We start from the raw sequence: 25,535 nt of genomic DNA on the forward strand, positions 1-25,535 counted from the left end.
GCATCCAGGCACGACAGTCACGTTCTCCTCCCGGCCGGTTGGGAGCGAGAAGCGGTCAACTGATAGAGAGCATCATCCGTTTGCAAACTGCGCGGTTATCCCATGAATCCATGGGTTTGCAGAGTGCGGACATGAAAACGCCACTCCCGGGAGTGGCGTGAACGCATTCCGTTACATCAAGATACATCAAAGAACACTAATTTTGAAATAGCTGTTTTACATCCTTCGCTTCCCAGTGCGGAAAGTGCTTGCGGATCAGTGCATTGAATTCGATTTCGAACGCCTGCCAGTCGACTTCACCTCCAGTCGCCCCGCCTTCCGCCGCGCCGCGAATCAGGCCCGCGCCGACCGTGATGTTGGTCAGCCGATCGATTACCACGAAACTGCCGGTGCCGGGGCTCTTGCGATAGTCGTCCAGCGGCACGCTGGCGGTCAGCTCGACCCGGCAGCGGCCGATGGCGTTGAGCGGCAAGCTGGCGGCCTCGTGATGCTCGAGCGTATTGACGTCGATCTGGTAGTCGATCGCCGCGACCTTGCCGGCGATTTCCTGCGTGCCGATCTTGAAATCATAGAGCCGGCCCGGCTCGAGAGCGGCATCATGCATCCAGACGATGTCGGCTTCCAGCGCATCGGACTGCGCGACTTCCGCATCCGCCGCCACCAGCCAGTCCCCCCGGGAGATATCGATCTCGTCGCGCAGGGTCACGGTGATCGCCTGGCCGGGATAGGCTTCTTCCAGGTCGCCATCAAAGGTGACGATACGATCGATGACGGAACGCTTGCCCGACGGTAGCGCCTTGACTGCCTGACCGGGACGCAGAATGCCCGCTTCGAGCGTGCCGCAGTAGCCGCGAAAATCGAGATTGGGCCGATTGACGTACTGGACCGGCAGGCGCAGGTCGGAGAGGTTGCTGTCGTGGGCGATCTCGACGCTTTCGAGCAGTTCGAGCATCGCGGGCCCCGGCGCGCCGTCGATCCGGTACCACGGCATGCGCTCGCTGCGGTTGACGACGTTGTCACCGTCGAGTGCCGACATCGGCACGAAGCGGATGTCCGTCGCGTCGAGCTTCTCGGCGAACTCGCGATAGTCGGCAACGATCTCGTCAAAGCGCGCCTGGGAGTAGTCGACCAGGTCCATCTTGTTGACCGCGATCACCAGGTGCTTGATCCCCAGCAGATCGGCGATGAAGCTGTGCCGCCGGGTCTGCACCTGCACGCCATAGCGCGCGTCGATCAGGATCACCGCCAGACTCGCGGTCGACGCACCCGTAGCCATGTTGCGGGTGTACTGCTCATGGCCCGGCGTATCGGCGATGATGAACTTGCGCTTGTCGGTGGAGAAGAACCGGTAGGCGACATCGATGGTGATGCCCTGCTCCCGCTCGGACTGCAAGCCATCGACCAGCAGCGCCAGATCGACCTTGTCGCCGGTAGTCCCGCTGGTCTTGGAAGCCTGGGTGATCGCCGCCAGCTGATCTTCGTAGATCATCTTGGAGTCGTGCAGCAACCGGCCGATCAGGGTCGACTTGCCGTCATCGACGCTGCCGCAGGTGATGAAGCGCAGCAGGTCTTTCTGCTCGTGCTCTTTGAGGTACTGGCCGATATTGTCGGCGATCAGCGTGGATTGGTGGGACACGGTTCTTTCTCCCTCATGAGTGGAGAACACGAGCGCTGCGAGCCACGAGTTTCGGGCTACGAGCAGGCTGTGCACTCTGCATGTTCAGTGGTCAGGTTATGGGCGAGCCGCGAAAATCAGGATTTGATCACGCCGAAAGTTCGCAATCCCTTTTCGAAGCTCGAAGCTCGAAGCTCGAAGCTCGAAGCTCGAAGCTCGAAGCTCGAAGCTCGTAGCTCGTAGCTCGTAGCTCGTAGCTCGTAGCTCGTAGCTCGTAGCTCGTAGCTCGTAGCTCGTAGCTTAGAAGTACCCCTCCCGCTTCTTCTTCTCCATCGAGCCGACCTGGTCGCGGTCGATGGCGCGGCCGGAGCGCTCACTGGTGCGGGTGAGCAGCATCTCCTGGATGATCTCGGGCAGCGTGGCGGCTTTCGATTCCACCGCGCCGGTGAGCGGGTAGCAGCCCAGGGTGCGGAAGCGGACCCATTTCTCTTCGGGAACTTCGCCGGGTTCCAGCGGCAGGCGGTCGTCGTCGACCATCACCAGCATGCCGTCGCGTTCGACCACGGGGCGCGGTGCGGAGTAGTACAGCGGGACGATGGGGATCGATTCGAGATAGATGTACTGCCAGATATCCAGCTCGGTCCAGTTGGAGAGCGGGAAGACGCGGATCGATTCGCCCTTGTTGACCTTGCCGTTGTAGAGGTTCCACAGCTCGGGGCGCTGGTTCTTGGGGTCCCAGCGGTGGTGCTTGTCGCGGAAGGAGTAGACGCGCTCCTTGGCGCGGGAGGCTTCCTCGTCGCGACGGGCGCCACCGAAGGCGGCATCGAAGCCGTACTTGTCCAGTGCCTGCTTGAGCGACTGGGTCTTCATGATGTCGGTGTACTTGGCGCTGCCGTGGTCGAACGGGTTGATGCCGGCGGCGCGGCCTTCCTCGTTGATATGCTCGATCAACTCCATCCCGACGTCCGCGGCCATCCGGTCGCGGAACTCGATCATTTCCTTGAACTTCCAGGTGGTGTTGACGTGCATCAGCGGGAACGGCGGCGGCCCGGGATAGAACGCCTTGCGTGCGAGGTGCAGCATCACCGAGGAGTCCTTGCCGATCGAATAGAGCATCACCGGGTTGCCGAACTCGGCGGCGACCTCGCGGATGATATGGATGGACTCGGCTTCGAGCTGCTTGAGATGGGTCTGGCGCTGAGCGCTGACGATAGGAGCTGTCATGGTCGATGTCTCACGGTCGCCCTCTGAAATCAGATGGCAAAACAGAATATGGGCTTCTCTGGGAGTCAACCCTAGCGAGACTTCGGTAATAACGTCAAAGAATCAAAGATGATCCAAAAAGCGTTTTTGGTTATAAACAGCTAGAGATCGACGCGTTCGATCCAGGTCGACAACGACTCGCCGCGCAGATCGACGACACGTAAACCGGGCCGCGCCGCCTCGTCGATCGCGAACTCGTGGCTCTTCGGCAGGAACTGATCCGAGGTCGACGGACACCCATAGACGGCCACGACGCCCTGCCAGGCGGCAAACGCCTGATGGATATGACCACAGATCAAGGCCTTGACCTGCGAATAGGGCGAGAGCGTTTGCCACAGCGCGTCCCGGTCCTTCAGACCGATGGCGTCCATCCACACCGAACCGATATCCAGCGGCGGATGATGCAGCGCGACCAGCGTCGGGCGATCGTCCGCCTCGAGCTGCCACGCCAGCCGCTGCAGCTGGTCCTGCCCCAATTCTCCGCCGGGTTGACCGCTGATCCGAGAGTTCAGCAACAACACCCGCCAACCGTCGAGATCGAGCTCTTCGTGAAAAGGCTGGCACTCTTCCATCAGCTCCGGCTGATCGTGGTTGCCGGGGATCCAGAACCACGGGCACCCCACGGCCGCGAAGGCCTGGCTGGCGTGGCGATAGGCAGCAGGTGTCTCATCCTCGGCAATATCGCCGGTGACCAGCAGAATATCGGGCCGCAACGCCCTGGCGCGCTCGACGACCGCCTGCAACTGGCGCAGCGGAAACCCCTTGCGCGACGTGCCTCGAGGGTCGGCCAACAGGTGACAATCGGTGATCTGGATCAGGCGCATCAAGGCGTTTCCGGTACGTCGACGGCGTGACCGTGCGCCAGCCCATGCTGCAGCCACTCCCCCAGAAAGCGGTTGAGCTGCAATTTTTCATCGGGCTGATGCATCTGCGGGTTGGGATAGCGATAGCGACCCTGGAAATGGCGTTGACGCTGAAAGTCGGTCACTTCCGCCATATCCGCATCGTGGTAGAGATGCACCGTCATCCGCGGCGAATCGACGAAGCTGTCCAGCACGCCGGTCTGGGAAACCCGCGCAACCGTGGTGTACGGCGCCTGCTCGAGCACCTCGAACCACAGAGTCCCGAAGCGTGCGTGTTCGCCCGCCAGCGGCACTTCCTTGATGTCACCCGGCTCCATATCCATGACGAGACGGCACAGCCGCAGATAATTGCTGCTGCACTCCGCCTGAAGCGTCTTGAGATCGGTGACGTAAGCGGTCTTTCTCATGGTGTTCTCCTGGCGCATGACGGCCTCCAGTCAGCTCGAGTGTCCGGCGCAGCCGCAAATGATCGTCGACGACTTGCCGCCACTGCTGCGCTACCGACTCTCGCTTCAGGCCTTGGCTCTCAGCGTGGCGCGCTCGCGTGCCAGCCAGTGAAAGCCAATCAACGCCATGGCATTGTCCAATTGTCCCGCCATCAGTCGATCCCATGCCTCGGGAAACGACATGACGTGAACCAGAATGTCTTCGTGTTCGTTTTCGACGCCGTGTATGCCGCCGAGCCCCGTGCTGTCGATCAGGCCACAGAACAGCGTGACCTGCTCGGTGCAGGCGCCAGGACTCGGATAATAGCGATGGAGCTCGATCAGTTCACCGATATCGCAACCCGCTTCTTCCTGCGCTTCGCGGCGCGCGACATCCGCCGGTGTCTCGCCGGGCTCCACCAGTCCGGCGACCGGCTCCAGCTTCCACGGCGAGATAGGATCGTCCAAAGCGCCGGCGCGGATCTGCTCGACCAGCACGACATGGTCATGAATCGGATCGTAGAGTAGTACGCCGACCGCATCCCGGCGAACGTGAACTTCCCGATCGATGGCCTCGCCCCACTCGCCATTGAACCGACGATGACGCAAGCGACGCTTCTCCAGGCCAAAGAAGCCCGAGTACAGCGATTGATCTTCGAGTCGCTCGATATCCTTGGCATCGAAACGATTGACCCGGTCGATCTCACGATCCATGTCGCGGCTCCTTGCCTGGGAACAGGAGCCTCATTATTGCGGCACCGAGAACCGATTCCAACCGCTGCCGTCCTGTTTCGCCGGCAGTTGGCATTTCCGGCAGCCATGGTGGAGGCTTCAACACTTCCGTGCGATGCGGCAAGTTTCACGCGGAAGCCAGACTAGCACCTGCTTCAATCAGAACTCACGGGAGCCCGCGCCAATCAGGCGGATCGGCGACGACACCATCGAACAGGAGACGCCATCAGGCAGGATCGCTCGGATGAATAGATCAACGAAAACGCGCGCTGGACTATCGGCCTGGGCCGCTTCTCAAGGCCGCTCTGCACTGGGTAGCGCTTACTGATGCTCGGCCAGCCAGCGCCCGGCCTCTTGCCGCAGCGCCTCGTCGGAGGGACGGCCGGCCCGAGGTTGGCCATCGACGGCGCGTTTGGCGTACGTCAATGCCTCGGCAGCCTCACCCTGCTCCTCGAGAAACTGGGCGTAATAGAAGTTGGTATCGATGCCATCGGGACGAATGCTGACCGCCTTGTGCAGGAGCTCCCGGGCCTTGTCCGAGTCTCCGAAAGCGATCGGCCAGCCCGGGGCATGCTGGTAGAGCGCGCCCAGCGTCACGTAAGCCGAGCCACTTTCCCCCTGTGGGTCGAGGGAGATCGCCTTTTCCAGCACCGTGCGAGCCCGCTTGGCCAGATCCAGCGCCCCCAGCCCGCCCTTCGCCTTGGCGAAAGAGGCCAGGACGACGCCCTGAGCCGTCAAGACATGGGGATTCCCAGGCTGGCTGCGGGCCAACGCATCGGCTTCGTCGGCAAGGTCCTCGAACGCCTTCAACTGCGCATCGCCCTGCATCTGATATTCGACGTTGCCCCACCGCTGCATCAGCGAAAACAGCGTTGAATCCGGCATTTGCGCGACCGCCACCGTTACCCAGATCAAACCGAGCAGCGGTGTCATGACCAGCCATCTCGAAAGCTTCGGGAAATGTCTCCATCGATAACGAGGAAATAAGGACTGAGGGCCCTGCCGCCACGGCTGTCGCATCGACATCGCTCCATAAAGATCCGTAGCCGCAATCTAACGAGCGTTTGAATTTATCTCTATAAGGTTTTAGTCGCAGAACGAAAGGTATGACTGGCACCTGGTTAGGGTTCCATTACAAACCGATGAAACCAAACCCGTGAAAAATCACCAGCGCTATGGATATCGAGACGATCGCCAGGAGAGCTGCCAATATGCTGCTGTGAAATGCGATATCCGAATCTCCATGCACCTGGCTGCTGACGCCATAGGTAATGAAGCCGACCGCCAAAGCAGGTAGGGTAATCGAACCAAGAATCATGGGGTACGAGAGTATCACCCTGTAATCTCCGTAGCCTGACTCTTGATAACCTACCACACCGCGTTATCGATTGGCGCTGCGCCATTCGTCATGGATCGGGTCTTATGAGGCATCAACAAAACATCGCCGAATTGCCGATGCTGGGATGTTAGCCATCATGCCTCATAGCTAGTCGCGAGGAAGTTCCGAACCGTCGTAGTCCTGAGTATCGTCCGGCTGTGATCCAGGCTCGCTGGAAGTCTCGCGTTCGTAATTGCGAGCGGCTTCAATGGCTTGCGGCTCGGTCTCATGCCGAGAAATCTCGCGCTTCCCATTGGGATCCGTGACGTCTACCACGCGCCAGCCAGACACGATAATGCTCTCTTGTGTTTCTTCCTTGATGGGTTCGATACGTGCTGTACGAGTCATATGGCCTCCTGCCTGATAAGCAATCTGCCACTCTGTATAGCTCAATAGCTCACAAACTTCCTGGTTGCGATCTTACTTTCCGCGAGGATGGCTATTTCAATATAACCAGGGCAGCCAAGTAGCTCAGGAGGACTTTGGCAACTTCATGCGCGCGCTGAAGATGCTCAGCTCTTGCACAGAGATATGAAAAGAGCGGTTGAGGCCGGGTTCGGGAAAAGCCATCGGATGGGAAGAGAGAAATCTGAATGTGTCACAGTCGCGGCGAAGGAAGGCGAGCGTCACGATATGTGTCACTTCAGCCTACAGGTTCGAGTGCTCATATCGCTCTCATGAGGAAAGGATAAATAGAGAGCAATTGAAGGGTTGGAATGGTGCCGGCGGTCGGACTCGAACCGACACACTGTCTCCAGCGGCGGATTTTGAATCCGCTGCGTCTACCAATTCCGCCACGCCGGCAGCGGAGAGGCATTATACGGACGCTTGGCCCGGCGTCAATCACCACGCTGACTTAATCGGTCGGGTGCTTTATGATGGCGCCCTTTCGAACGCTACCCGACCATCCTGATTCGAGCCGATACGCGACCTACGCCATGCAGCGCGCCGATTTTCATTTTGACCTGCCCGACGAGCTGATCGCTCGTTACCCTTCCGAACAGCGTACCGACTGCCGCCTGCTGTGCGTCGACGGTGAATCCGGTGCACTGGAACATGCTCGCTTCCCCGATCTGTTGTCGAGGCTCGAACCCGGCGATGTGGTGGTATTCAACGATACCCGCGTGATTCCGGCACGCCTGTTCGGCCAGAAGGCGAGCGGCGGCAAGGTCGAGATGCTGCTGGAACGCCCGCTGGACGCCCACCGCGGGTTGGCTCATCTGCGTTCGAGCAAATCGCCCAAGCCAGGCACGGAGCTGATCTTCGAGGGCGATATACATGCCGTCGTCGAGGGCCGCCGAGACGCCTTGTTCGAACTGCGTTTCCTGGGCGAGACACCATTGATCGCCCTGCTCGAGCAGCACGGCCACATGCCGTTGCCGCCATACATCACCCGCGAGGACGAGCTGGCGGACCGCGAGCGCTACCAGACCGTCTATGCCCGCCGCGAAGGCGCCGTGGCCGCCCCCACCGCCGGGCTGCACTTCGACGAGACGATGATGGAAGCCCTGCGCGCCAAAGGTGTCGAGACGGCCTTCGTCACGCTTCATGTCGGCGCCGGCACCTTTCAGCCGGTGCGCGTCGACGACATTCGCGAACATCACATGCACAGCGAGTGGCTGGAAGTCGATGAATCGGTCTGCGAACAGGTCAATCGCGCCCATGCCGCCGGCAACAAGGTCGTCGCCGTCGGCACCACCAGCGTGCGTTGCCTGGAAACCGCCAGCCAGGGCGGCGATGGCGAGCTGGCGCCGTACCGTGGCGAGACCGATATCTTCATCTATCCCGGCTATCGCTGGCGCTGCGTGGATGCGCTGGTCACCAACTTCCACCTGCCGGAATCGACGCTGTTGATGCTGGTCTCCTCGTTCGCCGGCTACGAGACCGTGATGCGTGCCTATCAGGAAGCCGTCGCCGAGCAGTACCGCTTCTTCAGCTATGGCGATGCGATGTTTTTGACTCGCCAGCCCAACTGATCCACAAACGCTTTGCACGCGGCTTCGGGCGCGTTGTCATAAGACGCAACTGAACCATACACATTTTGCGCGCGATGTCAGGCGCGCCGATGTCACAGGCTTTGCGCGCGGCCTCGGGCGCGTCCATATCACAGGCTTTGCGCGCGGATTCGGGCGCGTTAAATCGCGCGGCTTCGGGCGCGTTAAATCAAGAGAGACACCATGCGAGACGAATGCTTCATGAAATTCGAGCGACTGGGCCAGGAAGGTCGTGCCCGTCGCGGCCGGCTGACCTTCCCGCGCGGCACGGTGGAAACGCCGGCCTTCATGCCGGTAGGTACCTACGGTACGGTCAAGGGCATGACGCCCAAGGATGTCGAGGCGATCGGCGCCGAGATCATCCTCGGCAACACTTTCCACCTGTGGCTACGGCCGGGCACCGAGGTGATCGAAGCCCACGGCGACCTGCATGACTTCTCCCAGTGGCAAAAGCCGGTCCTGACCGACTCCGGCGGCTTCCAGGTGTTCTCGCTCGGGGCAATGCGCAAGATCACCGAGCAGGGCGTGCATTTTCGCTCGCCGGTGGACGGCGCCAAGGTTTTCATGGGGCCGGAAGAGTCGATGGCAGTGCAGCGCTCGCTGGGTTCCGACGTGGTGATGATCTTCGACGAGTGCACGCCCTACCCCGCCACCGAAGACGAGGCGCGAAAGTCGATGGAACTGTCGCTGCGCTGGGCGGCCCGCTCCCGCGCCGCGCACGGAGATTCCCCGTCGGCGCTGTTCGGCATCGTTCAGGGCGGCATGTACCCCGACCTGCGCAAGCGCTCGCTCGAAGGGCTGCTGGAGATCGGCTTCGATGGCCTGGCCATCGGCGGCCTCTCGGTGGGCGAGCCGAAGGAAGAGATGATCGGCGTACTGGATTATCTGCCGACCTGGATGCCGGAAGACAAGCCGCGCTACCTGATGGGCGTCGGCAAGCCGGAGGATCTGGTCGAAGGCGTACGTCGCGGTATCGACATGTTCGACTGCGTCATGCCGACCCGCAACGCCCGCAACGGCCACCTGTTCACCGCCGACGGCACCGTCAAGATTCGTAACGCGACCCATCGCCAGGACACCAACCCGCTGGAAGCCGACTGCGACTGTTACACCTGCCAGCACTTTTCTCGCGGCTATCTACACCACCTGGATCGGTGCGGCGAAATGCTCGGCTCGATGCTCAATACGGTTCACAATCTCCGCTACTATCAGCGCCTGATGGCGGGTTTGCGCGGGGCTATCGAAGCGGGTACATTGGCCGACTTCGTAGCACAATTCTACCGGCGACGCGGACTGCCCGTGCCGCCCAGGGTCGATTGACAGGATTCAAACCGGCCGTCGGCCGGTATGTCGTTTCGTCAGTCTCATCCAGGTAACGGTTTCATTACACGACCATTTCCCTACACAACCTTCGGAGATACATCCATGCTGGACTTTTTCATCCCTGCGGCTCACGCCCAGGAGGCGGGCGGCCCTGCCGGCGGTGGTATTGCCCAGATCATCATGCTGGTCGGCTTCGTGCTGATCTTCTACTTCCTGCTGTGGCGCCCGCAGTCCAAGCGCGCCAAGGAACACAAGAAGTTGATCACCAACCTGTCCAAGGGTGACGAAATCGTGATCGGTGGCGGGCTGCTCGGCCGCATCACCAACGTGACCGACGATTTCATCAGCATGGAGATTGCCGAGGGCACCATCGTCAGCGTTCAGAAGAGCGCCGTGGCCTCCGTTCTCCCCAAAGGCACGTTGAAGTCGCTGTAACGCTACTGGCTGCCGATGCTTCCCATCGGCAGCCATCTCTTTTTGCGACACTCTTCGCACGACGATCGTCGCCAGATCGTCATTGATTGAAAGGACAGGGCTTCCATGCTCAATCGTTACCCCCTGTGGAAGTATCTGCTGATACTCATCGTCTGTGTTGTCGGCGTCATCTACGCGTTACCCAATCTTTACCCACAGGACCCCGCCGTCCAGATCAGCACGACCAACGGTTCTCTCGGCGATCAGCAGCTCGACCGTGTTACCCGGGCGCTGGCCGAGGAAGATATCCAGGTCAAATCGGCAGCGATGACCGGTAACAATACCGCCCTGATTCGGCTCGCCGACGCCGAACAGCAGCTTCCCGCCCGCGATGTGGTCGACGAAACGCTCGACGACGACTACACCGTGGCGCTCAACCTCGCCGATTCCACGCCGTCCTGGCTGACCAGCCTCTCCGCGGCACCGATGAAACTCGGTCTCGATCTTCGGGGCGGGGTGCATTTCCTGCTCGAAGTCGACATGGATGCCGCCGTCGAACAGCGACTCGAGGCGACGGCGAGCGCCATCCGTGCCGATCTTCGCGACGAGCGCATCCGCTATCGGTCCACCGACATCGACGACAACGCCCTGCATCTCGAATTCGCCAACAGCGAAGACCGTGATGCCGCCCGCGAGCAGATCAGCCAGACGTTCAACGAGTTCCAGCTGGAGAATCGTGAAGAGGGCCGCCGCGCGTTCCTCGACATGACGCTGACCGAGCAGTCGATCCAGGACATTCAGGATTACGCGGTCCAGCAGAACCTGACCACGATCCGCAACCGCGTCAACGAACTCGGGGTTTCCGAGCCGCTGGTCCAGCGCCAGGGCCCGAGCCGCATCGTAGTGGAACTGCCCGGCGTGCAGGACACCGCCGAGGCCAAGCGCATCGTCGGCGCCACCGCCAACCTGGAGTTCCGCCTCGAGGCACGCCCGGACACGCCGGATGCCGAAACCGAGACGTTCCCGTTCCGCAACAGCCCGCAGCGCACCGCGACGCTGTCGCGTGACGTGATCATCACCGGCGACCGCGTATCCAGCGCCAGCCAGGGCTTCGACCAGAACGGCCGCCCGCAGGTCAACATCAACCTCGACGGCACCGGCGGCTCGTTGATGAACCAGGCGACCCGCACCAACATCGGTCGCAACATGGCGGTGCTGTATATCGATCACAGCACCGAAATGCGCACCGTTACCAAGGATGGGCAGCAGGTTCAGGAGCGTATTCCGACGACGAGCCGCAGCATCATCAGCCTGGCGACGGTACAGAGTGCGCTCAGCAACCGGTTCCGCATCACCGGCCTGGACTCGCCGACCGAAGCCAGCGAACTGGCGCTGTTGCTGCGCTCCGGCTCGCTCGCCGCCCCGATCTACTTCGTTCAGGAACGCACCATCGGGCCTAGCCTTGGCGCCCAGAACATCGAGCGCGGCATCTTCTCGGTGATCGTTGGCGGCCTGCTGGTCGTGGCGTTCATGTTGATCCGCTACAAGGCCTTCGGCGTCATCGCCAACGCCGCGCTGGCGGTCAACCTGGTGCTGCTGATCGCGGCCATGTCGCTGCTGGGCGCCACGCTGACGCTACCCGGCATTGCCGGCATCGTGCTGACGCTCGGCATGGCGGTGGATGCCAACGTGCTGATCTACGAGCGCATAAGAGAAGAACTCAGGCGCAAGACACCGGCGCAGCAGGCGATTCATGCCGGTTACGGCCGCGCCTTCACCTCGATCGTCGACGCCAACCTGACCACGCTGCTGGTCGCGGTGGTGCTGTTCTCGATCGGCACCGGCCCGGTGAAAGGCTTCGCCGTGACGCTGTCACTCGGCATCCTGACCTCGATGTTCACCGGCATTCTGGTGTCGCGTGCCCTCGTCAACCTCTCCATCGGCGGCAAGCCGGTGAAGAAACTGTGGATCTAGGAGACGCGAGCAATGCGCCAATTCGATTTCATGGGCAAGCGCCGCATCGCTTTCATCGTCTCGATCGTGCTGACGATCGTATCGATAGCGGCCCTGGCCCTGCTGAACCTCAATCTCGGTCTCGACTTCACCGGCGGTACGGTCGTCGAGCTCCACTATGCCGCGGTACCGTCGCTCGACGACATCCGTACGCTGCTGGCCAACAGCGGCTTCGAAAACTTCTCGGTACAGACGTTTGGTGCCGCCGACGAGATTCTGGTACGCCTGCAGCAGACCTTCAGCAATGACGTCGGCAATCAGGTCGTTTCGGCACTGAGCAGCAGCGGCGCCCAGATCGACCTGGTTCGTGCCGAGTTCGTCGGCGCCCAGGTCGGCGGCCAGCTACGCGACCAGAGTGGCCTGGGCATGCTGGTGGCGCTGGCCGGCGTGGCGGTCTACGTCGCCTTCCGCTTCCAGTACAAGTTCGCCCTGTGCGCGATCATCTCGCTGGGCCACGACGTGCTGATCGTGCTGGGACTGTTCGCGCTGTTCCAGTGGGAGTTCGATCTCACGGTGCTCGCGGGGATCATGGCGGTCATCGGCTACTCGCTGAACGACACCATCATCGTCTACGACCGGATTCGCGAGAACATCCGCCTGTCCCGTAGCGACAACCTGGTCCAGATCTTCAACGAAGCCATCAACCAGACGCTGTCGCGCACCCTGGCGACATCCGGCACCACCTTGCTGGTCCTGTTCGCGCTGTTCTTCCTCGGCGGCGACATGATCCACAACTTCGCGATCTCGCTGATCCTGGGGATCGTGGCCGGCACGTTCTCTTCGATCTATGTCGCCGCGGCGCTGCTGATCGTGTTCAAGCTGGAACGCCAGGACCTGATTCCGGTGAAGAAGGAAGAGGTCGAAGAAGAGCTGCCCTGAGCCGGAAGGCCCGCAAAGCGCCTCATCGGCAACTCGGCAACAGCCTCGCAAACCCCTCTTCGGAGGGGTTTTTTACGCCCAACCTATTGAGACCCTTCCTGAAACCTTGCCGGTCGAAGCGTTTAGTCAACTGCACCCATGGCTTCCCGGCACGCCGATAAGTGCGAATCGAATCCCGTGAGGTATGATGATTCGCTGTCGATTGGCATGCCGTTCGATTTCGCCCGGGTATCCGGTTTCCTCCGTCACGTTCACGAGTCTTTCATGGCCCCCATCTTTGCCGACAGCAGCGTCGCCCGCTGGCTTCTCGTGCTGGTGATGATCGCCGGCGTCTACTTCTTCATCGACTTCCTGATTCCCGTGCTGGCCGCTCTGATCATCTGCGTCGCCAGCTGGCCGCTCTACCGGCGGCTGTTGGCGAGTTGCGGCCAGCGCCGGGCCCTGGCCGCCAGCATCGCGCTGGGCCTGATCATTCTCTGCCTGGTGATCCCCATGGTGCTTGCCTGCTCCTACGCCTTCCAGGAACTGAAGGGCTGGGTCGGCTGGCTGATGGTCGCCAACGAGCGCGGCATTCCGACGCCCTCCTGGGTTGCATCTCTTCCGGGCATCGGAACCTGGCTGGCCGAGCAGTGGCAAGCGTCCCTGGCCGAACCCCACGCGCCGGAGTCTCTGATTCAACTGGTAGGCGGCGAGCATATCGGCAACATTTCCCGCTGGGTGCTCGCTCTTGGCAGCAATGCGCTGCATCTGGCGCTGACCCTGCTGTTCATGCTGATCACGCTGTTCTTTCTCTACCGGGATGGCGCCGGCATGGCGCGCCAGTTGGACATCGTCGGCGAACGGGTACTGCCGGCGCGCTGGCAGCGCTTCTCGCGCGTGGTGCCGGCGACGATCAGTTCGACCGTGATGGGCATGGGCCTGATTGCCCTCGGCGAAGGCCTGGTGCTCGGTACCGCCTATTGGATCGCCGGCATTCAGTCCCCGGTCGTGCTCGGCGTCATCACCGCGTTCATGGCGCTGGTGCCCGGTGGCGCGCCGCTGACGTTCACGCTGGTCTCGCTCTATCTGCTGGCAACTGGACACATGGCCAACGGCATCGGACTGTTCATCTGGGGCGCTTTCGAACTCTTCGTCGTCGACAAGACATTGCGCCCGCGCCTGGTAGGCGGTCCGATCAAGCTCCCGTTTCTGCCGACCTTCTTCGGTCTCGTGGGGGGCGTGAAAACCATGGGGATCGTCGGCCTGTTCGTCGGCCCGGTGCTGATGGCGCTGCTGGTCGCCAGCTGGCGCGAATGGCTGCATGACGACAGCGCCCCGGATGCCCCGTCGGAAGCCGAGCGCTGGGGCTACGGCAAGCGCAGACCGGCCGCCACGAGACGCTCCTCCGCCACACGCCGAGACGATTCGAGGGGCATGCGAGCGGCGGCGAGCACGAACGCCGACGCCAATGCGGATATCAGCCGCTAGCCTCGTCGCGGGCTCATTGCCGCCGGTTCATCGTCGCGAGAACGGCCGGGGCGCTACCGTTCGAGCCGAAGACCGTGACGTCTCAACTTGCGCACCACGCTCGGCTGACTGATACCCAGCCGTTCGGCGAGCGTGCGATCGGCTTCATGCTCAAGGATGGGTTGCTCGCCAACTCGCCGATCTATGCCGGGCTCGCCTTCGGTATGATCGCGTTCGTCGTGGGCAGTCTGCTTACCCGCCCCCCATTCGATGGTGGCACCGACGCCCTGATTCGACCTGAACTCGCGACTCAACCCCAACGCAAAAGCGCCCTGCCGGGATAACCCGACAGGGCGCTTTCTGGTGATTCGCCTGGTGACGAAGCTTGCCGACCGAGACCGCTAGCCTAGACGCTGGCCTTGAGCTGCTGCGCCAGTGCCTTGTAGAGGCGCGGGCCGGCGGCCATCAGGCTGCCGCCGTCTTCGACGCTGGGCGAGCCGTCGATGGCGCCGGTCAACGCACCGGCTTCCTTCAGCAGCAGCGAGCCGACCAGGCGGTCCTGCTCTTCCAGCCCGAGAACGAAGATCGCGTCGGCACGGCCGGAGGCGAATTCGATCATGTCGAGCAGCGCGCAGCCCGTGCCCGTCAGGGTATCGATCTGGGGGCCGAGGCGTTCGACCACGGTGAGATATTGCGGCAGCCACTGGGAGCGCGCCTCGAGCGTCGGCCATGCCAGTGCCACTCGGGCACCATTGACGCTGATGGTCTTGGAGGCACGCATGCGCTTGCCGTTGCCCTGGGCGCCACGACCGCGGCTGATCAGGAACTCGTCGTCGCTGAACGGCGAGACGACCACCGCATGTTCCGGACGCCCCTTGACCAGGCACACCATCGAAATCGCGAACTGGCGGCTCGCCACTCCGAGATTGGATTCGCCGTGGATCGGCTCGATGTGCCAGACGGTGTCCTTGTCGGTCCCCTTGCCTTCGCGGTAAGGCGTATAGCGACCGGAAATACCGTGCTGCGGATAACCACGGGAGAGCTGATGCACGATCAGCGTTTCGGCGTTGCGTGCCGTATCCTCGAGCAGACTGGCAGACACCTGCTCGTCATGGTTGACCTCGAGACGGTCACGGATACGTACGAATTGCTCAGCGGCACTGCGAGCGGCACGCAGCGCATATTGAACCATCGGGTGCATGGATCTGGCCTTGGGGAAATCGAGAGCGGAGTCGAGAGCTGTTAAAGAACGCCGCGCAGTCTAACAGAAGCAGGCTTGCCGAGTCATGCTAGACTGCGCGCTTTCCCGATTGCCACAGCCCTGATAGCCGCCTTTATGCTCGACCGTATCCGTATCGTCCTCATCGGCACCAGCCATCCCGGAAACATCGGCGCCACCGCCCGCGCCATGCGCAACATGGGCCTCGAGGATCTCGCTCTGGTCACACCCCGCTGCGACCCCAAGGACCAGGACGCCTATTCGCGCGCCTCCGGGGCCAACACGCTCGTCGACGCTGCGCGGCAATTCGACGCACTCGAAGAGGCCGTTGCCGACTGCACGCTGGTGGTCGGCGCCAGTGCGCGCTCGCGCCATCTGCCGTGGCCGATGGTCGCCCCCCGGGCCCTGGCGGAGAGCCTGCCGGCGGCGCTGGCACCCGAAGGCGCGCGGGCCGCACTGGTATTCGGCCGCGAGGATACTGGCCTGACCAATGCCGAACTGCAGCGCTGCCATCAGCACGTGCACATTCCGACCAACCCGGACTTCAGCTCGCTGAATCTGGCCGCGGCCGTGCAAGTGCTCGCCTACGAATGTCGTCAGGCATTCCTCGCCCTGGACGACGCTTCGGCGACTCCTGCTGCCGAGCCGGACCGCGAGGCCGACCTGCCCTTCGGCGTGACGTGGGACAACCCGCCTGCCACCCACGCCGACCTGGAGCGCTTTTTCGCTCATCTCGAGAGTACGCTCACGGCGATCGAATTCCACGATCCGGACAACCCGCGCCAGTTGATGGCCCGCCTGCGCCGGCTCTTCATGCGCGCCCATCTCGATTCGATGGAGATGAATATCCTGCGCGGCATTCTCGGCACGATCGACAAACGGCTGCGGGAGAAGTCCTGACCGTCGCGGGGCGCCATCCGTAACGCAAGACGCGACATGGCAGCTCCGACCTGACAGTTCCGACATAGGGCGCTCGAACCGGAAGACACCGGCGATCGAAACAGCGAGCGTCGATCGCCGGCAGAAAGGTTGACCGTGTTACTGGGTTTTTCCATAATGCCGCTACCGATGCAGCGACAGCCGATACCCGCCGATGCGTTTGACTACCAAAGGGCGCTACGCCGTCACCGCGATGCTTGATCTGGCTCTCAACGCCGATCAGGGACCGGTCTGTCTGGCAGATATTTCCAAGCGCCAGGATATCTCGCTGTCCTATCTGGAGCAGCTGTTCGCGCGACTGCGGCGTGCCAAGCTCGTCAGCAGCGTGCGTGGCCCTGGCGGTGGTTACCTGCTGGGGAGAGCGCCCGCCGATATCTCGATAGCGGGCGTGATCGATGCGGTCAACGAGTCGGTGGACGCTACCCGCTGCCATGGCCAGGCTGACTGCCATCAGGGCAGCAAGTGCATCACTCATCATCTGTGGTGCGACCTCTCCGACGAGATCCAGCGCTTCCTGAGCGATATCAGCCTGCAGGAGCTGGTACGCCGGGAACAGGCCCGCGCCGCCGCCCGGCCCGAGCCCGACGTACGCTCGTTCGCCGACGACGCCGCCACGATCACGGTGTCGTCGCACTGATCACGATGTCGGTGCACGGATCACCGAATCGCTACACATTCATCGTGTCGTTGCACCAGTCATCGTGTCGTTGCTCCGGGCGAGCTCGTAAACGACTACGCTTCGAGCTGACGCTGCCGAATCCATTTCGATCGATTGCCAGAGATCTTCCGTGCCATGAGCGCTCCGATTTATCTCGATTACGCCGCCACCACCCCGACCGATCCACGTGTGGCCGAGCAGATGATGCGACACCTGACCCTGGACGGGGTCTACGCCAACCCGGCATCGCGCAGCCACATGCCCGGCTGGCTGGCCGAACAGGCGGTGGAAAACGCCCGCCGCCAGGTCGCCGACCTGATCGCGGCCGATCCGCGCGAAATCGTGTGGACCTCCGGCGCCACCGAGGCGGACAATCTGGCGCTGATCGGGTTCATGCGCGCCAATCGTGCCCGCGGACGCCATCTGGTGACATCGATCATCGAGCACAAGGCGGTCGTGGATACCGCGCTGGCGCTGGAGGCGGAAGGGTTCGAAGTGACCTGGCTGACCCCGGGAACCGACGGCCGCATCTCGCCCGAGCAACTGCGCGAAGCGATGCGCCAGGAGACCGTGCTGGTCTCGCTGATGGCGGTCAATAACGAGCTGGGCAGCGTCAACGATCTCACCGCCCTCTCCGCCGTGGCCCATGAATTCGGCGCGCGTTTTCACGTCGACGCCGCGCAGGCCTCGGGCCGCCTGGCGCTGGATGTCGAGGCCATGGGGATCGACCTGATGTCGCTCTCCGCCCACAAGGCCTACGGCCCCAAGGGTATCGGCGCCTTGTACGTTCGCCGCGACCCGGACCTGCGTATCGAGGCCTTGATCCACGGAGGCGGTCATGAACGCGGCATGCGCTCAGGGACGCTCCCGACGCACCAGATCGTGGGCATGGGCGAAGCGTTCGCGCTGGCACGCGACGAGAGCGAAGCCGATGGCGAGCGCGTTCGCGCGCTACGCCAGCGTTTTCTCGATGGTCTGGCCGATTGCGGCGGCATTCACAACCATTCGCCGCTGGAACAGTCGGTGCCCAATATCGTCAACCTCGCTTTCGACGGCGTGGACGGCGAGTCGCTGCTGATGGCACTACGCGGCCTGGCCGTCTCCACCGGCTCGGCCTGCAATTCGGCCAGCGTGGAGCCGTCCTACGTCCTCAAGGGGATCGGCGTTCCCCATTCGCAGGCGCTGGCGTCGATCCGCTTCAGTTTCGGCCGTTTCACCACCATTGAAGAGATAGATGGCGCGGTCGGTGAGATCCGCCGCGCGCTGAGCGGATTGCGCCAATCGGCCAAGCCCGCCATGAACCATCGTTGAGATGAAGGCTTAACTGCCCTTCATTCACGGCAAGGAGAAATGCCATGCAAAACATCACGATCAGTGAATCCGCCGCGACCCAGATTCGCCATGTCCTCGAGGAGCGCGGCGGCGGCCTGGGGCTGCGCGTGGCGGTCAAGCCGAGCGGCTGCTCCGGCTACAGCTATGTTCTGGACATCGCCGATGACCTGCGGGACGAAGACATCGCGTTCGAGGAGCGCGGCGTCAAGGTGCTGGTCGACCGGGAAGCCCTGGCCATTCTCGACGGCACCGAGGTCGACTACGTCAGCGAAGGACTCAATCGATTCTTCCGCTTCAACAACCCCAACGTGACCGACGAGTGCGGCTGCGGCGAAAGCTTCAACGTCTGAACGCCGCTTCGAAGTGCCCCGTCCGCGCCATGGCCGGGCGCCCCTTGCTGGTGCCGCCCAGGGTGCGCCGGCCGCGGGCTTGCGCTACAATGGCGCGATTTTGCGGCTGGCACGACGGTGATTGAAACCGCTCATCGTGCCAGCCAACGAGAATTCCGGGCGACGCGCCACCTGCCGATGCGATCGACCTCGAAGCCAGGCTTCGAGACGAGGCGTCGGGGGCGCGTCGTCTCGTATCTCAGTCATTCATTTTCCGCTCGCGACAACCGCGATCGATTCACTAAAGCCAGGAGACCGAAGTCATGGCCACCGAGCGCACGCTTTCCATCATCAAGCCCGATGCCGTTGCCAAGAACGCAATCGGCGATATCTACAGCCGCTTCGAAAAAGCCGGCCTGCAGATCGTTGGCGCCAAGATGCTCCACCTCTCCAAGGAGCAGGCAGAAGGCTTCTACGCCGAGCACAAGGAGCGCGGTTTCTTCGCCGATCTGGTCGGTTTCATGACCTCCGGTCCGGTCATGGTCCAGGTGCTCGAAGGGGAAGGCGCGATCGCCAAGAACCGCGAGCTGATGGGCGCGACCAACCCGAAGGAAGCCGCACCGGGCACCATTCGCGCCGACTTTGCGTCTTCCATCGACGCCAACGCCGTGCACGGTTCCGATGCACCGGAATCCGCCGCCCGCGAAATCAGCTACTTCTTCAACGACGACGAACTCTGCTCGCGCAGCTGATTCGTCGACCGGCCGGCCGCTCGTGCCGGTCGGTCATCCTCGTCTCCGGACACCCCGCCACCCTCGAGCCGATTCCGTTGCTATGAGCGCTGCTACCGCTACTCCGCGCACCAATTTACTGGGGCTCTCTCGCGAACAGATGGAGGCGTTCTTCGTCTCGCTGGGCGAGAAGAAGTTCCGCGCCGCCCAGGTCATGAAGTGGATCCACCAGGAAGGTTGCGACGACTTCGAGTCGATGACCAATCTCTCCAAGCCGCTGCGTGCCCGTCTGGCGGAACATGCCGAGATCCGTGGCCCGAGCGTGGTCTACGAAGGCACCTCCAGCGACGGCACTCGCAAGTGGGTACTGGAAGTCGAGGACGGCAGCTACGTCGAAACCGTGCTGATCCCGGCCGACAACGGTACGCGCCGCACGCTCTGCGTCTCGTCCCAGGTGGGCTGTTCGCTGGACTGCAGTTTCTGTTCCACCGGCAAGCAGGGCTTCCAGCGCAACCTGACCAGCGCCGAGATCATCGGTCAGGTCTGGGTGGCCCAGCAGCGCGCCGGCGGCCGCATGAGCGCACCGGATGGGCGCAAGGCGATCACCAACGTGGTGATGATGGGCATGGGCGAACCCCTGCTCAACTACGACAACGTGGTGCCGTCGATGAAGCTGATGCTCGACGACAACGCCTACGGCCTTTCCAAGCGCCGCGTGACGCTCTCCACGTCCGGCGTGGTGCCGATGATCGACAAGCTGGGCGACGATATCGACGTGAGCCTGGCGATCTCGCTGCATGCGGCGAACGATGAACTGCGCAACGAGCTGGTGCCGCTCAATCGCAAGTACAACATCGAGAAGCTGCTCGATGCCTGCAAGCGCTATCTTGCCAAGTGCGGCGACGCGCGCCATATCACCATCGAGTACACCCTGATCAAGGACGTCAACGATCAGCAGGCGCATGCGCAGGAACTCATCGCGCTGCTCGACGACTTGCCCTGCAAGATCAATCTGATTCCCTTCAACCCGTTCCCCCATTCGGGATACGAGAAGCCGTCGCGCAACCAGGTCATGCGCTTCCAGAGCTGGCTCTACGAACTCGGCCACACGGCCATGGTGCGCACCACGCGTGGCGACGATATCGATGCCGCCTGCGGCCAGCTGGTCGGCCGGGTAAAGGATCGAACGCGCCGCCACGAGCGCTACATCCAGTCGATTCAACTGGATGCCGATTGAGACCTGGCTGCCGGGCCTCGCATCGGGCCGCCGAAATCGACGAGTCGAACCGCTATCGACGTCGAATCGGCCCGCTGTCGCCTTGACTTCGACTCGACGCGGCGCTTTGATGGGAACCCCAAAACCGCTTTGTTTTCAGCTGTTCGGGACGCGACCGACTATCGTCGCTGTCTCGTAACGTGGGAGAGCCGTGCATGACCCACCAAACTCGCCCTTGTTCGATACGGTCGCTTTGTATCGCGATGGGCGTGGTGTGTCTGTTGAGCGGCTGCGCCACGGCGGTCTCGTCCAACGGGCCGAAGCAGGACAGCCCCGAAGACGCGGCGGCAGCCTATACGCGGCTGGGCAAGGCCTATCTCGCCGAGAACAACCTGCCCCGTGCACAGCAGGCCCTGGAACACGCGCTCGACCTCGACGCCAACGACAGCGGTGCGCTGGAAGGTCTGGCGCTGCTCTATCAACGTCAGCAGGAGTTCGATCTGGCTGACGGTTTCTTCCAGCAGGCCTTGAAAGCCGATTCCGAGGCGACGCGCATCCGCAACAACTATGCGGCGCTGCTGTATCAGCGCGGCGAGTACGCCAAGGCGTGCGAACAGCTGCGTATCGCCAGTGGGGACATCACCTATACCAACAGAGCCCAGCTCTTCGCGAACCTGGGCCAGTGCGAGATGGCCAATGGCGACACGACCGCCGCTCGCCGACATTACGAACGCGCACTCGACATCGATGCGCGCAACGGGCGCAGCCTGTTGGCATTGGCTCGCATCGATCACACGCAGGGTAACAACGAACGCGCCTGGGAACGCCTGCAGCGTTACTTCACCGTGGCCGGTACCGACACCGAGAGCCTGCAACTGGCGAGCGATATCGCCAGCGCTCAGGGCGACTCGACGCGTGCCGCCTTTTATCGTCAGCAGCTTGGCGGTTCCTGAGGCGAACAGACCCCGTACTCGAGTCTTGACTCGAGAAGAGATCAGAAGGATTTTCGCCCATGAGCGAAATGAACGAATCACCGAACAAGCAGCATGATGCACCCAGCCCCTCCCACGAGATGGCGGGGGTCATGCTCCAGCGCGAGCGCGAACGCCAGGGGCTTGGCATCGAGGACGTCGCACTGCAGTTGAACTTGCGTCCGATCGTCGTGACCGGCATCGAAGAGGATCGTTTCGACCAGGTCCCGATCGCCGCCTATCGACGAGGCTACGTGCGTGCCTACGCGCGCCTGCTAGGGATGGACGAGTCACGGGTCGTCAGCGCCTACGATGCCACCCACGGGCGAGGCGACATGGAGCGCAAGCTGGCACCGGTCCATACCTCGCGCCCGCCCTCCCGGGTCGGCGCCTGGATCTTCCGCCTGTTCACCCTCCTGGTGATCATCGGCCTGATCTCGCTGACGCTGCTCTGGTGGCAGAGTCGGGAAGGCAACGAGATCTTCGGGGGCGGCAGCGACGACAGTCCGATCGCCGTCGATCGCCTGAACGGCAACGATGCCAATGCCGACGCCGCGAATTCCAGCAGTGCCGCGATGACACCCAACACCGACACCCAGCTACCGCCGGTGCCCACTCGGCAGGATACGCCCTCGTCCGAGGCAGACAGCTCCTCGACCTCGCTGAACGACGCCACGCTCACCGACACCGGCAGTGATACCGAGGCCGGCACTGGCGTCTCCGCGTCCGCGGAGACGACGACTCCGGACGCCGGTGCTCGGCAGGCTGAACAGGTCAGCTCTGTGGCGGACGACGTGACTTCTGCGCCGTCCGAAGACACCGCGGCGACAGATACAGCGACTCCGGTTGCGACTAACGACGACACGCTCTCCCTGACTTTCAACCAAGAGTCATGGACCGAGATCTATGATGCCAACGACGACCGGATCTTCAGCGGTCTGCAGTCCGCCGGCAGCCAGTCAAGCGCCGAGGGTGAACCGCCCTTCCGCCTGACCATCGGCAACGCCAGTGGCGTGACGCTCGAATACCGCGGAGAATCGGTCGACCTGAGTCAATACACGGGCGGCAACAACGTTGCCCGCTTCACCCTGGGAGACTGAGAAGCGCCATGCATACGCCATCTCCGATCACCCGCCGTCTCTCTCGACAAATCCATGTCGGCCATGTGCCTGTCGGTGGCGGTGCCCCCATCGCCGTACAGAGCATGACCAATACCGACACCAACGATGTCGCCGCCACCGTCGCGCAGATCCAGCGTCTGCAGCAAGCCGGTGCCGACATCGTGCGCGTCTCGGTGCCGGACATGGATGCCGCCGAAGCTTTCGGCAAGATCAAACGTCAGGTCAGCGTACCGCTGGTGGCCGACATCCACTTCGACTACAAGATTGCCCTGCGTGTCGCCGAGCTCGGTGTCGACTGCCTGCGCATCAACCCCGGCAATATCGGCCGGGAGGATCGCGTGCGGGCCGTCGTCGACGCCGCGCGCCATCACGGTATCCCGATCCGTATCGGCGTCAACGCCGGTTCGCTGGAGAAGGACCTGCAGAAGAAATACGGCGAGCCGACCCCGGAAGCGCTGGTCGAATCGGCCATGCGCCACATCGACCATCTCGACCGGCTCGATTTCCAGGACTTCAAGGTCAGCGTCAAGGCCAGCGACGTCTTCATGGCCGTGTCGGCTTACCGGCTGCTGGCCAAGCAGATCGAGCAGCCGCTGCACCTGGGCATCACCGAAGCCGGCGGCCTGCGTTCCGGCACAGTGAAGTCCTCCATCGGCCTCGGCATGCTGCTGATGGACGGCATCGGCGACACGATTCGTGTCTCGCTGGCCGCCGATCCGGTCGAGGAGATCAAGGTCGGCTTCGATATGCTGAAAAGCCTGAAGCTGCGTGCCAAGGGCATCAACTTCATCGCCTGCCCCAGCTGCTCGCGTCAGAATTTCGATGTGATCGCGACCATGAACGCGCTCGAGGAGCGTCTCGAAGACATCATGACGCCGCTCGACGTCTCGGTCATCGGCTGCGTGGTCAACGGCCCCGGTGAAGCCAAGGAAACCGACATCGGCCTCACCGGCGGCAGCCCGGCCAATCTGGTGTACATCGATGGCAAGCCGGCCAGCAAGCTGCGCAACGACCACCTGGTCGACGATCTCGAAGCGTTGATCCGCACCAAGGCCAAAGAGAAAGAGAGCCGCGCCGGCGACCTGATTGCACGAGAAGCCTAGAAAAGTGCGCGCGAAGCTTGGGTGTACGTGAAGCAAGAAAGCGCGCGCCAAGCATGAAAGAGCAGGCGAAGCGTAACAGAGTGCCCCGTGAGGCTTGACGCCTCGCGACCCACAATCAGAGAGTAACCGACGAACGCCCAGGCAGGCTGCCTGTGGCGTTCTGCTATAGGCAGGAGTATCAGTTGAGCAACAAACTACAAGCCATTCGCGGCATGAACGATCTGCTGCCGGATCAATCCCCCGCATGGCAGTACGTCGAGCGACAACTGCGCTCGCTGGTAGACCGTTACGATTATCGCGAGATCCGCACCCCGATCGTCGAGCAGACCGCGCTCTTCGCCCGCTCCATCGGCGAAGCGACCGACGTGGTCGAGAAGGAGATGTACACTTTCGACGACCGCAACGGCGAAAGCCTGACACTGCGCCCGGAAAACACTGCCGCCGTCGTGCGTGCCGCCATGGAACACGGCCTGCTGCACAACCAGACGCAGCGGCTGTGGTACATGGGCCCGATGTTCCGCTACGAGCGCCCGCAGAAAGGCCGCTATCGCCAGTTCCACCAGATCGGTATCGAGGCTTACGGCATGACCGGCCCCGATATCGACGCCGAGATCATCCTGCTTTCGGCCCGACTGTGGCGTCAGCTCGGCATGGCCGAACACGTGACTCTCGAGCTCAACTCGCTGGGCTCGCCGGAAGCCCGCGCGAACTATCGCGACTCCCTGGTCGCCTACTTCGAGTCCCATCGCGAAGTCCTCGACGAGGATTCGCAACGGCGGCTGAAGACCAACCCGCTGCGGATCCTGGATTCCAAGAATCCGGCCATGTCGGAAATGCTCGCCGGGGCACCACAGCTGCTGGACCACCTCGACGAGGAGTCCCGCGTGCATTTCGAACAGTTGAAATCGACGCTGGATGCCGCCGGTATCGGCTATCGCATCAACCCGCGACTGGTGCGTGGTCTCGACTACTACTCGCGTACCGTGTTCGAGTGGACCACCACCGCCCTCGGCAGCCAGGGCACGGTCTGCGGTGGCGGACGCTACGACGGCCTGGTCGAACAGCTCGGCGGCAAGCCGACACCGGGCGTCGGCTTCGCCATCGGTCTCGAGCGCCTCATGCTGCTGCTGGATACCCTCGACCTGATCCCAGAAGACGCCAAGGGCGGCGCCGATGCCTACCTGCTGGCAATGGGCGATGCCGCCGAGCGCGAGGCGCTGCTGCTGGGCGAGCGCCTGCGCGATGCTCTGCCCGCGCTGCGACTTCAGGTACACTGCGGCGGCGGTAGCTTCAAGAGTCAGATCCGGCGTGCCGATCGCAGCGGCGCCCGGGTAGCGCTGATTCTCGGCGAGGACGAAATCGCCAAGGGCCAACTGACCCTGAAACCGCTGCGTGACGATGGCGATCAACAGACGCTGGCGCTGGACGACGCCATTGCCTGGCTCGCACGGCTTTCATAGCGCCCCGACGCTGGCGCTAACCGTAGCTCGTAGCTCGTAGCTCGTAGCTCGTAGCTCGTAGCTCGTAGCTCGTAGCTCGTAGCTCGTAGCTCGTAGCTCGTAGCTCGTAGC

General features: G+C 62.6%; 25 protein-coding genes and 1 tRNA gene. 17 read left to right on the plus strand and 9 right to left on the minus strand.

Annotation, left to right across the window (positions count from 1 at the left end):
• Positions 1-196 precede the first annotated feature (196 nt).
• The 8 genes from cysN to R5R73_RS13585 form a co-directional block, all read right to left on the minus strand.
• Positions 197-1,636, minus strand: a complete 1,440-nt coding sequence (gene cysN, locus R5R73_RS13550; RefSeq protein ID WP_322527782.1) for a sulfate adenylyltransferase subunit CysN — start codon at positions 1,634-1,636, stop codon at positions 197-199.
• 279 nt (positions 1,637-1,915) lie between these two features.
• On the minus strand, positions 1,916-2,839 hold the full coding sequence (gene cysD, locus R5R73_RS13555; protein ID WP_087719380.1) for a sulfate adenylyltransferase subunit CysD: 924 nt from the start codon (positions 2,837-2,839) through the stop codon (positions 1,916-1,918).
• A gap of 140 nt (positions 2,840-2,979) precedes the next feature.
• Complete coding sequence (locus R5R73_RS13560) at positions 2,980-3,702, minus strand: phosphodiesterase (protein ID WP_071229899.1); 723 nt, start codon at positions 3,700-3,702, stop codon at positions 2,980-2,982.
• Positions 3,702-4,148, minus strand: coding sequence for a DUF1249 domain-containing protein (locus R5R73_RS13565; protein ID WP_071230002.1), 447 nt, complete (start codon positions 4,146-4,148; stop codon positions 3,702-3,704). Before R5R73_RS13565 ends, R5R73_RS13560 begins: the two co-directional genes overlap by 1 nt.
• Before the next feature lie 105 nt (positions 4,149-4,253).
• Complete coding sequence (locus tag R5R73_RS13570; RefSeq protein ID WP_071229900.1) at positions 4,254-4,880, minus strand: NUDIX domain-containing protein; 627 nt, start codon at positions 4,878-4,880, stop codon at positions 4,254-4,256.
• 339 nt (positions 4,881-5,219) lie between these two features.
• Complete coding sequence (locus R5R73_RS13575) at positions 5,220-5,831, minus strand: tetratricopeptide repeat protein (protein ID WP_322527783.1); 612 nt, start codon at positions 5,829-5,831, stop codon at positions 5,220-5,222.
• 553 nt (positions 5,832-6,384) lie between these two features.
• Entirely contained in the window at positions 6,385-6,624 is a 240-nt protein-coding gene (locus tag R5R73_RS13580) for a hypothetical protein (RefSeq protein ID WP_071229903.1), read from the minus strand.
• 369 nt (positions 6,625-6,993) lie between these two features.
• Positions 6,994-7,080 (minus strand) — tRNA-Leu (locus R5R73_RS13585).
• A 134-nt stretch (positions 7,081-7,214) separates the two neighbouring features.
• On the opposite strand from R5R73_RS13585, the gene queA reads away from it, so the two are divergent.
• The 7 genes from queA to R5R73_RS13620 all read left to right on the plus strand — a co-directional run bounded on the left by queA (position 7,215) and on the right by R5R73_RS13620 (position 14,689).
• On the plus strand, positions 7,215-8,252 hold the full coding sequence (gene queA, locus R5R73_RS13590) for a tRNA preQ1(34) S-adenosylmethionine ribosyltransferase-isomerase QueA (RefSeq protein ID WP_322529604.1): 1,038 nt from the start codon (positions 7,215-7,217) through the stop codon (positions 8,250-8,252).
• 219 nt (positions 8,253-8,471) lie between these two features.
• Complete coding sequence (gene tgt / locus R5R73_RS13595; protein ID WP_322527784.1) at positions 8,472-9,590, plus strand: tRNA guanosine(34) transglycosylase Tgt; 1,119 nt, start codon at positions 8,472-8,474, stop codon at positions 9,588-9,590.
• Positions 9,591-9,695: 105 nt separating this feature from the next.
• Positions 9,696-10,028: a preprotein translocase subunit YajC gene (yajC, locus tag R5R73_RS13600; RefSeq protein WP_071229905.1), complete on the plus strand. Its 333-nt coding sequence runs from the start codon at positions 9,696-9,698 to the stop codon at positions 10,026-10,028.
• Between the two features lie 105 nt (positions 10,029-10,133).
• Positions 10,134-11,981: a protein translocase subunit SecD gene (secD, locus tag R5R73_RS13605; RefSeq protein WP_322527785.1), complete on the plus strand. Its 1,848-nt coding sequence runs from the start codon at positions 10,134-10,136 to the stop codon at positions 11,979-11,981.
• Between the two features lie 12 nt (positions 11,982-11,993).
• Positions 11,994-12,899, plus strand: a complete 906-nt coding sequence (secF, locus tag R5R73_RS13610) for a protein translocase subunit SecF (protein ID WP_322527786.1) — start codon at positions 11,994-11,996, stop codon at positions 12,897-12,899.
• A gap of 264 nt (positions 12,900-13,163) precedes the next feature.
• A complete protein-coding gene (locus R5R73_RS13615; RefSeq protein WP_322527787.1) occupies positions 13,164-14,366 on the plus strand; it encodes an AI-2E family transporter in 1,203 nt (400 codons plus the stop codon).
• A 74-nt stretch (positions 14,367-14,440) separates the two neighbouring features.
• Positions 14,441-14,689 (plus strand): hypothetical protein, encoded by a 249-nt coding sequence (locus R5R73_RS13620; RefSeq protein ID WP_322527788.1) that lies wholly within the window; start codon positions 14,441-14,443, stop codon positions 14,687-14,689.
• Positions 14,690-14,751: 62 nt separating this feature from the next.
• On the opposite strand, the gene R5R73_RS13625 is transcribed toward R5R73_RS13620, so the two are convergent.
• Positions 14,752-15,546 carry an inositol monophosphatase family protein gene (locus tag R5R73_RS13625; RefSeq protein WP_322527789.1) on the minus strand — a complete coding sequence of 265 codons (795 nt, stop codon included), beginning with the start codon at positions 15,544-15,546 and terminating at the stop codon, positions 14,752-14,754.
• Between the two features lie 135 nt (positions 15,547-15,681).
• Here R5R73_RS13625 and R5R73_RS13630 point away from each other — a divergent pair, with 135 nt between their 5' ends.
• The 10 genes from R5R73_RS13630 to hisS all read left to right on the plus strand — a co-directional run bounded on the left by R5R73_RS13630 (position 15,682) and on the right by hisS (position 25,424).
• Entirely contained in the window at positions 15,682-16,464 is a 783-nt protein-coding gene (locus R5R73_RS13630; protein ID WP_322527790.1) for an RNA methyltransferase, read from the plus strand.
• A gap of 193 nt (positions 16,465-16,657) precedes the next feature.
• On the plus strand, positions 16,658-17,140 hold the full coding sequence (gene iscR / locus R5R73_RS13635) for a Fe-S cluster assembly transcriptional regulator IscR (RefSeq protein ID WP_322527791.1): 483 nt from the start codon (positions 16,658-16,660) through the stop codon (positions 17,138-17,140).
• Between the two features lie 156 nt (positions 17,141-17,296).
• Positions 17,297-18,472 carry an aminotransferase class V-fold PLP-dependent enzyme gene (locus tag R5R73_RS13640; RefSeq protein WP_322527792.1) on the plus strand — a complete coding sequence of 392 codons (1,176 nt, stop codon included), beginning with the start codon at positions 17,297-17,299 and terminating at the stop codon, positions 18,470-18,472.
• 44 nt (positions 18,473-18,516) lie between these two features.
• Entirely contained in the window at positions 18,517-18,843 is a 327-nt protein-coding gene (locus tag R5R73_RS13645) for a HesB/IscA family protein (protein WP_071229914.1), read from the plus strand.
• Positions 18,844-19,145: 302 nt separating this feature from the next.
• Positions 19,146-19,574: a nucleoside-diphosphate kinase gene (gene ndk / locus R5R73_RS13650; RefSeq protein WP_071229915.1), complete on the plus strand. Its 429-nt coding sequence runs from the start codon at positions 19,146-19,148 to the stop codon at positions 19,572-19,574.
• 82 nt (positions 19,575-19,656) lie between these two features.
• On the plus strand, positions 19,657-20,790 hold the full coding sequence (gene rlmN, locus R5R73_RS13655; RefSeq protein WP_322527793.1) for a 23S rRNA (adenine(2503)-C(2))-methyltransferase RlmN: 1,134 nt from the start codon (positions 19,657-19,659) through the stop codon (positions 20,788-20,790).
• Positions 20,791-20,984: 194 nt separating this feature from the next.
• A complete protein-coding gene (pilW, locus tag R5R73_RS13660) occupies positions 20,985-21,722 on the plus strand; it encodes a type IV pilus biogenesis/stability protein PilW (RefSeq protein WP_322527794.1) in 738 nt (245 codons plus the stop codon).
• A 59-nt stretch (positions 21,723-21,781) separates the two neighbouring features.
• Positions 21,782-22,840: a RodZ domain-containing protein gene (locus R5R73_RS13665; protein WP_322527795.1), complete on the plus strand. Its 1,059-nt coding sequence runs from the start codon at positions 21,782-21,784 to the stop codon at positions 22,838-22,840.
• Between the two features lie 8 nt (positions 22,841-22,848).
• Positions 22,849-23,964 carry a flavodoxin-dependent (E)-4-hydroxy-3-methylbut-2-enyl-diphosphate synthase gene (gene ispG, locus R5R73_RS13670; protein WP_322527796.1) on the plus strand — a complete coding sequence of 372 codons (1,116 nt, stop codon included), beginning with the start codon at positions 22,849-22,851 and terminating at the stop codon, positions 23,962-23,964.
• A 182-nt stretch (positions 23,965-24,146) separates the two neighbouring features.
• Positions 24,147-25,424 carry a histidine--tRNA ligase gene (gene hisS, locus R5R73_RS13675; protein WP_322527797.1) on the plus strand — a complete coding sequence of 426 codons (1,278 nt, stop codon included), beginning with the start codon at positions 24,147-24,149 and terminating at the stop codon, positions 25,422-25,424.
• The last annotated feature ends 111 nt before the right edge of the window (positions 25,425-25,535 follow it).

The organism is Salinicola sp. LHM (assembly GCF_034479735.1).
In the GTDB taxonomy this organism is placed as follows: Bacteria; Pseudomonadota; Gammaproteobacteria; order Pseudomonadales; family Halomonadaceae; genus Salinicola; species Salinicola salarius.

Bases quoted from the DNA above. Each gene is read 5' to 3' on its own strand.
- secF (WP_322527786.1), top strand. From the start codon at position 11,994: ATGCGCCAATTCGATTTCATGGGCAAGCGCCGCATCGCTTTCATCGTC.
- cysD (WP_087719380.1), bottom strand. From the start codon at position 2,839: ATGACAGCTCCTATCGTCAGCGCTCAGCGCCAGACCCATCTCAAGCAG.
- R5R73_RS13665 (WP_322527795.1), top strand. From the start codon at position 21,782: ATGAGCGAAATGAACGAATCACCGAACAAGCAGCATGATGCACCCAGC.
- yajC (WP_071229905.1), top strand. From the start codon at position 9,696: ATGCTGGACTTTTTCATCCCTGCGGCTCACGCCCAGGAGGCGGGCGGC.
- R5R73_RS13625 (WP_322527789.1), bottom strand. From the start codon at position 15,546: ATGCACCCGATGGTTCAATATGCGCTGCGTGCCGCTCGCAGTGCCGCT.
- R5R73_RS13615 (WP_322527787.1), top strand. From the start codon at position 13,164: ATGGCCCCCATCTTTGCCGACAGCAGCGTCGCCCGCTGGCTTCTCGTG.
- secD (WP_322527785.1), top strand. From the start codon at position 10,134: ATGCTCAATCGTTACCCCCTGTGGAAGTATCTGCTGATACTCATCGTC.
- R5R73_RS13565 (WP_071230002.1), bottom strand. From the start codon at position 4,148: ATGAGAAAGACCGCTTACGTCACCGATCTCAAGACGCTTCAGGCGGAG.
- ispG (WP_322527796.1), top strand. From the start codon at position 22,849: ATGCATACGCCATCTCCGATCACCCGCCGTCTCTCTCGACAAATCCAT.
- ndk (WP_071229915.1), top strand. From the start codon at position 19,146: ATGGCCACCGAGCGCACGCTTTCCATCATCAAGCCCGATGCCGTTGCC.
- R5R73_RS13580 (WP_071229903.1), bottom strand. From the start codon at position 6,624: ATGACTCGTACAGCACGTATCGAACCCATCAAGGAAGAAACACAAGAG.
- R5R73_RS13645 (WP_071229914.1), top strand. From the start codon at position 18,517: ATGCAAAACATCACGATCAGTGAATCCGCCGCGACCCAGATTCGCCAT.
- R5R73_RS13560 (WP_071229899.1), bottom strand. From the start codon at position 3,702: ATGCGCCTGATCCAGATCACCGATTGTCACCTGTTGGCCGACCCTCGA.
- iscR (WP_322527791.1), top strand. From the start codon at position 16,658: ATGCGTTTGACTACCAAAGGGCGCTACGCCGTCACCGCGATGCTTGAT.
- R5R73_RS13575 (WP_322527783.1), bottom strand. From the start codon at position 5,831: ATGACACCGCTGCTCGGTTTGATCTGGGTAACGGTGGCGGTCGCGCAA.
- tgt (WP_322527784.1), top strand. From the start codon at position 8,472: ATGAAATTCGAGCGACTGGGCCAGGAAGGTCGTGCCCGTCGCGGCCGG.
- pilW (WP_322527794.1), top strand. From the start codon at position 20,985: ATGACCCACCAAACTCGCCCTTGTTCGATACGGTCGCTTTGTATCGCG.
- rlmN (WP_322527793.1), top strand. From the start codon at position 19,657: ATGAGCGCTGCTACCGCTACTCCGCGCACCAATTTACTGGGGCTCTCT.
- queA (WP_322529604.1), top strand. From the start codon at position 7,215: ATGCAGCGCGCCGATTTTCATTTTGACCTGCCCGACGAGCTGATCGCT.
- R5R73_RS13570 (WP_071229900.1), bottom strand. From the start codon at position 4,880: ATGGATCGTGAGATCGACCGGGTCAATCGTTTCGATGCCAAGGATATC.
- R5R73_RS13640 (WP_322527792.1), top strand. From the start codon at position 17,297: ATGAGCGCTCCGATTTATCTCGATTACGCCGCCACCACCCCGACCGAT.
- R5R73_RS13630 (WP_322527790.1), top strand. From the start codon at position 15,682: ATGCTCGACCGTATCCGTATCGTCCTCATCGGCACCAGCCATCCCGGA.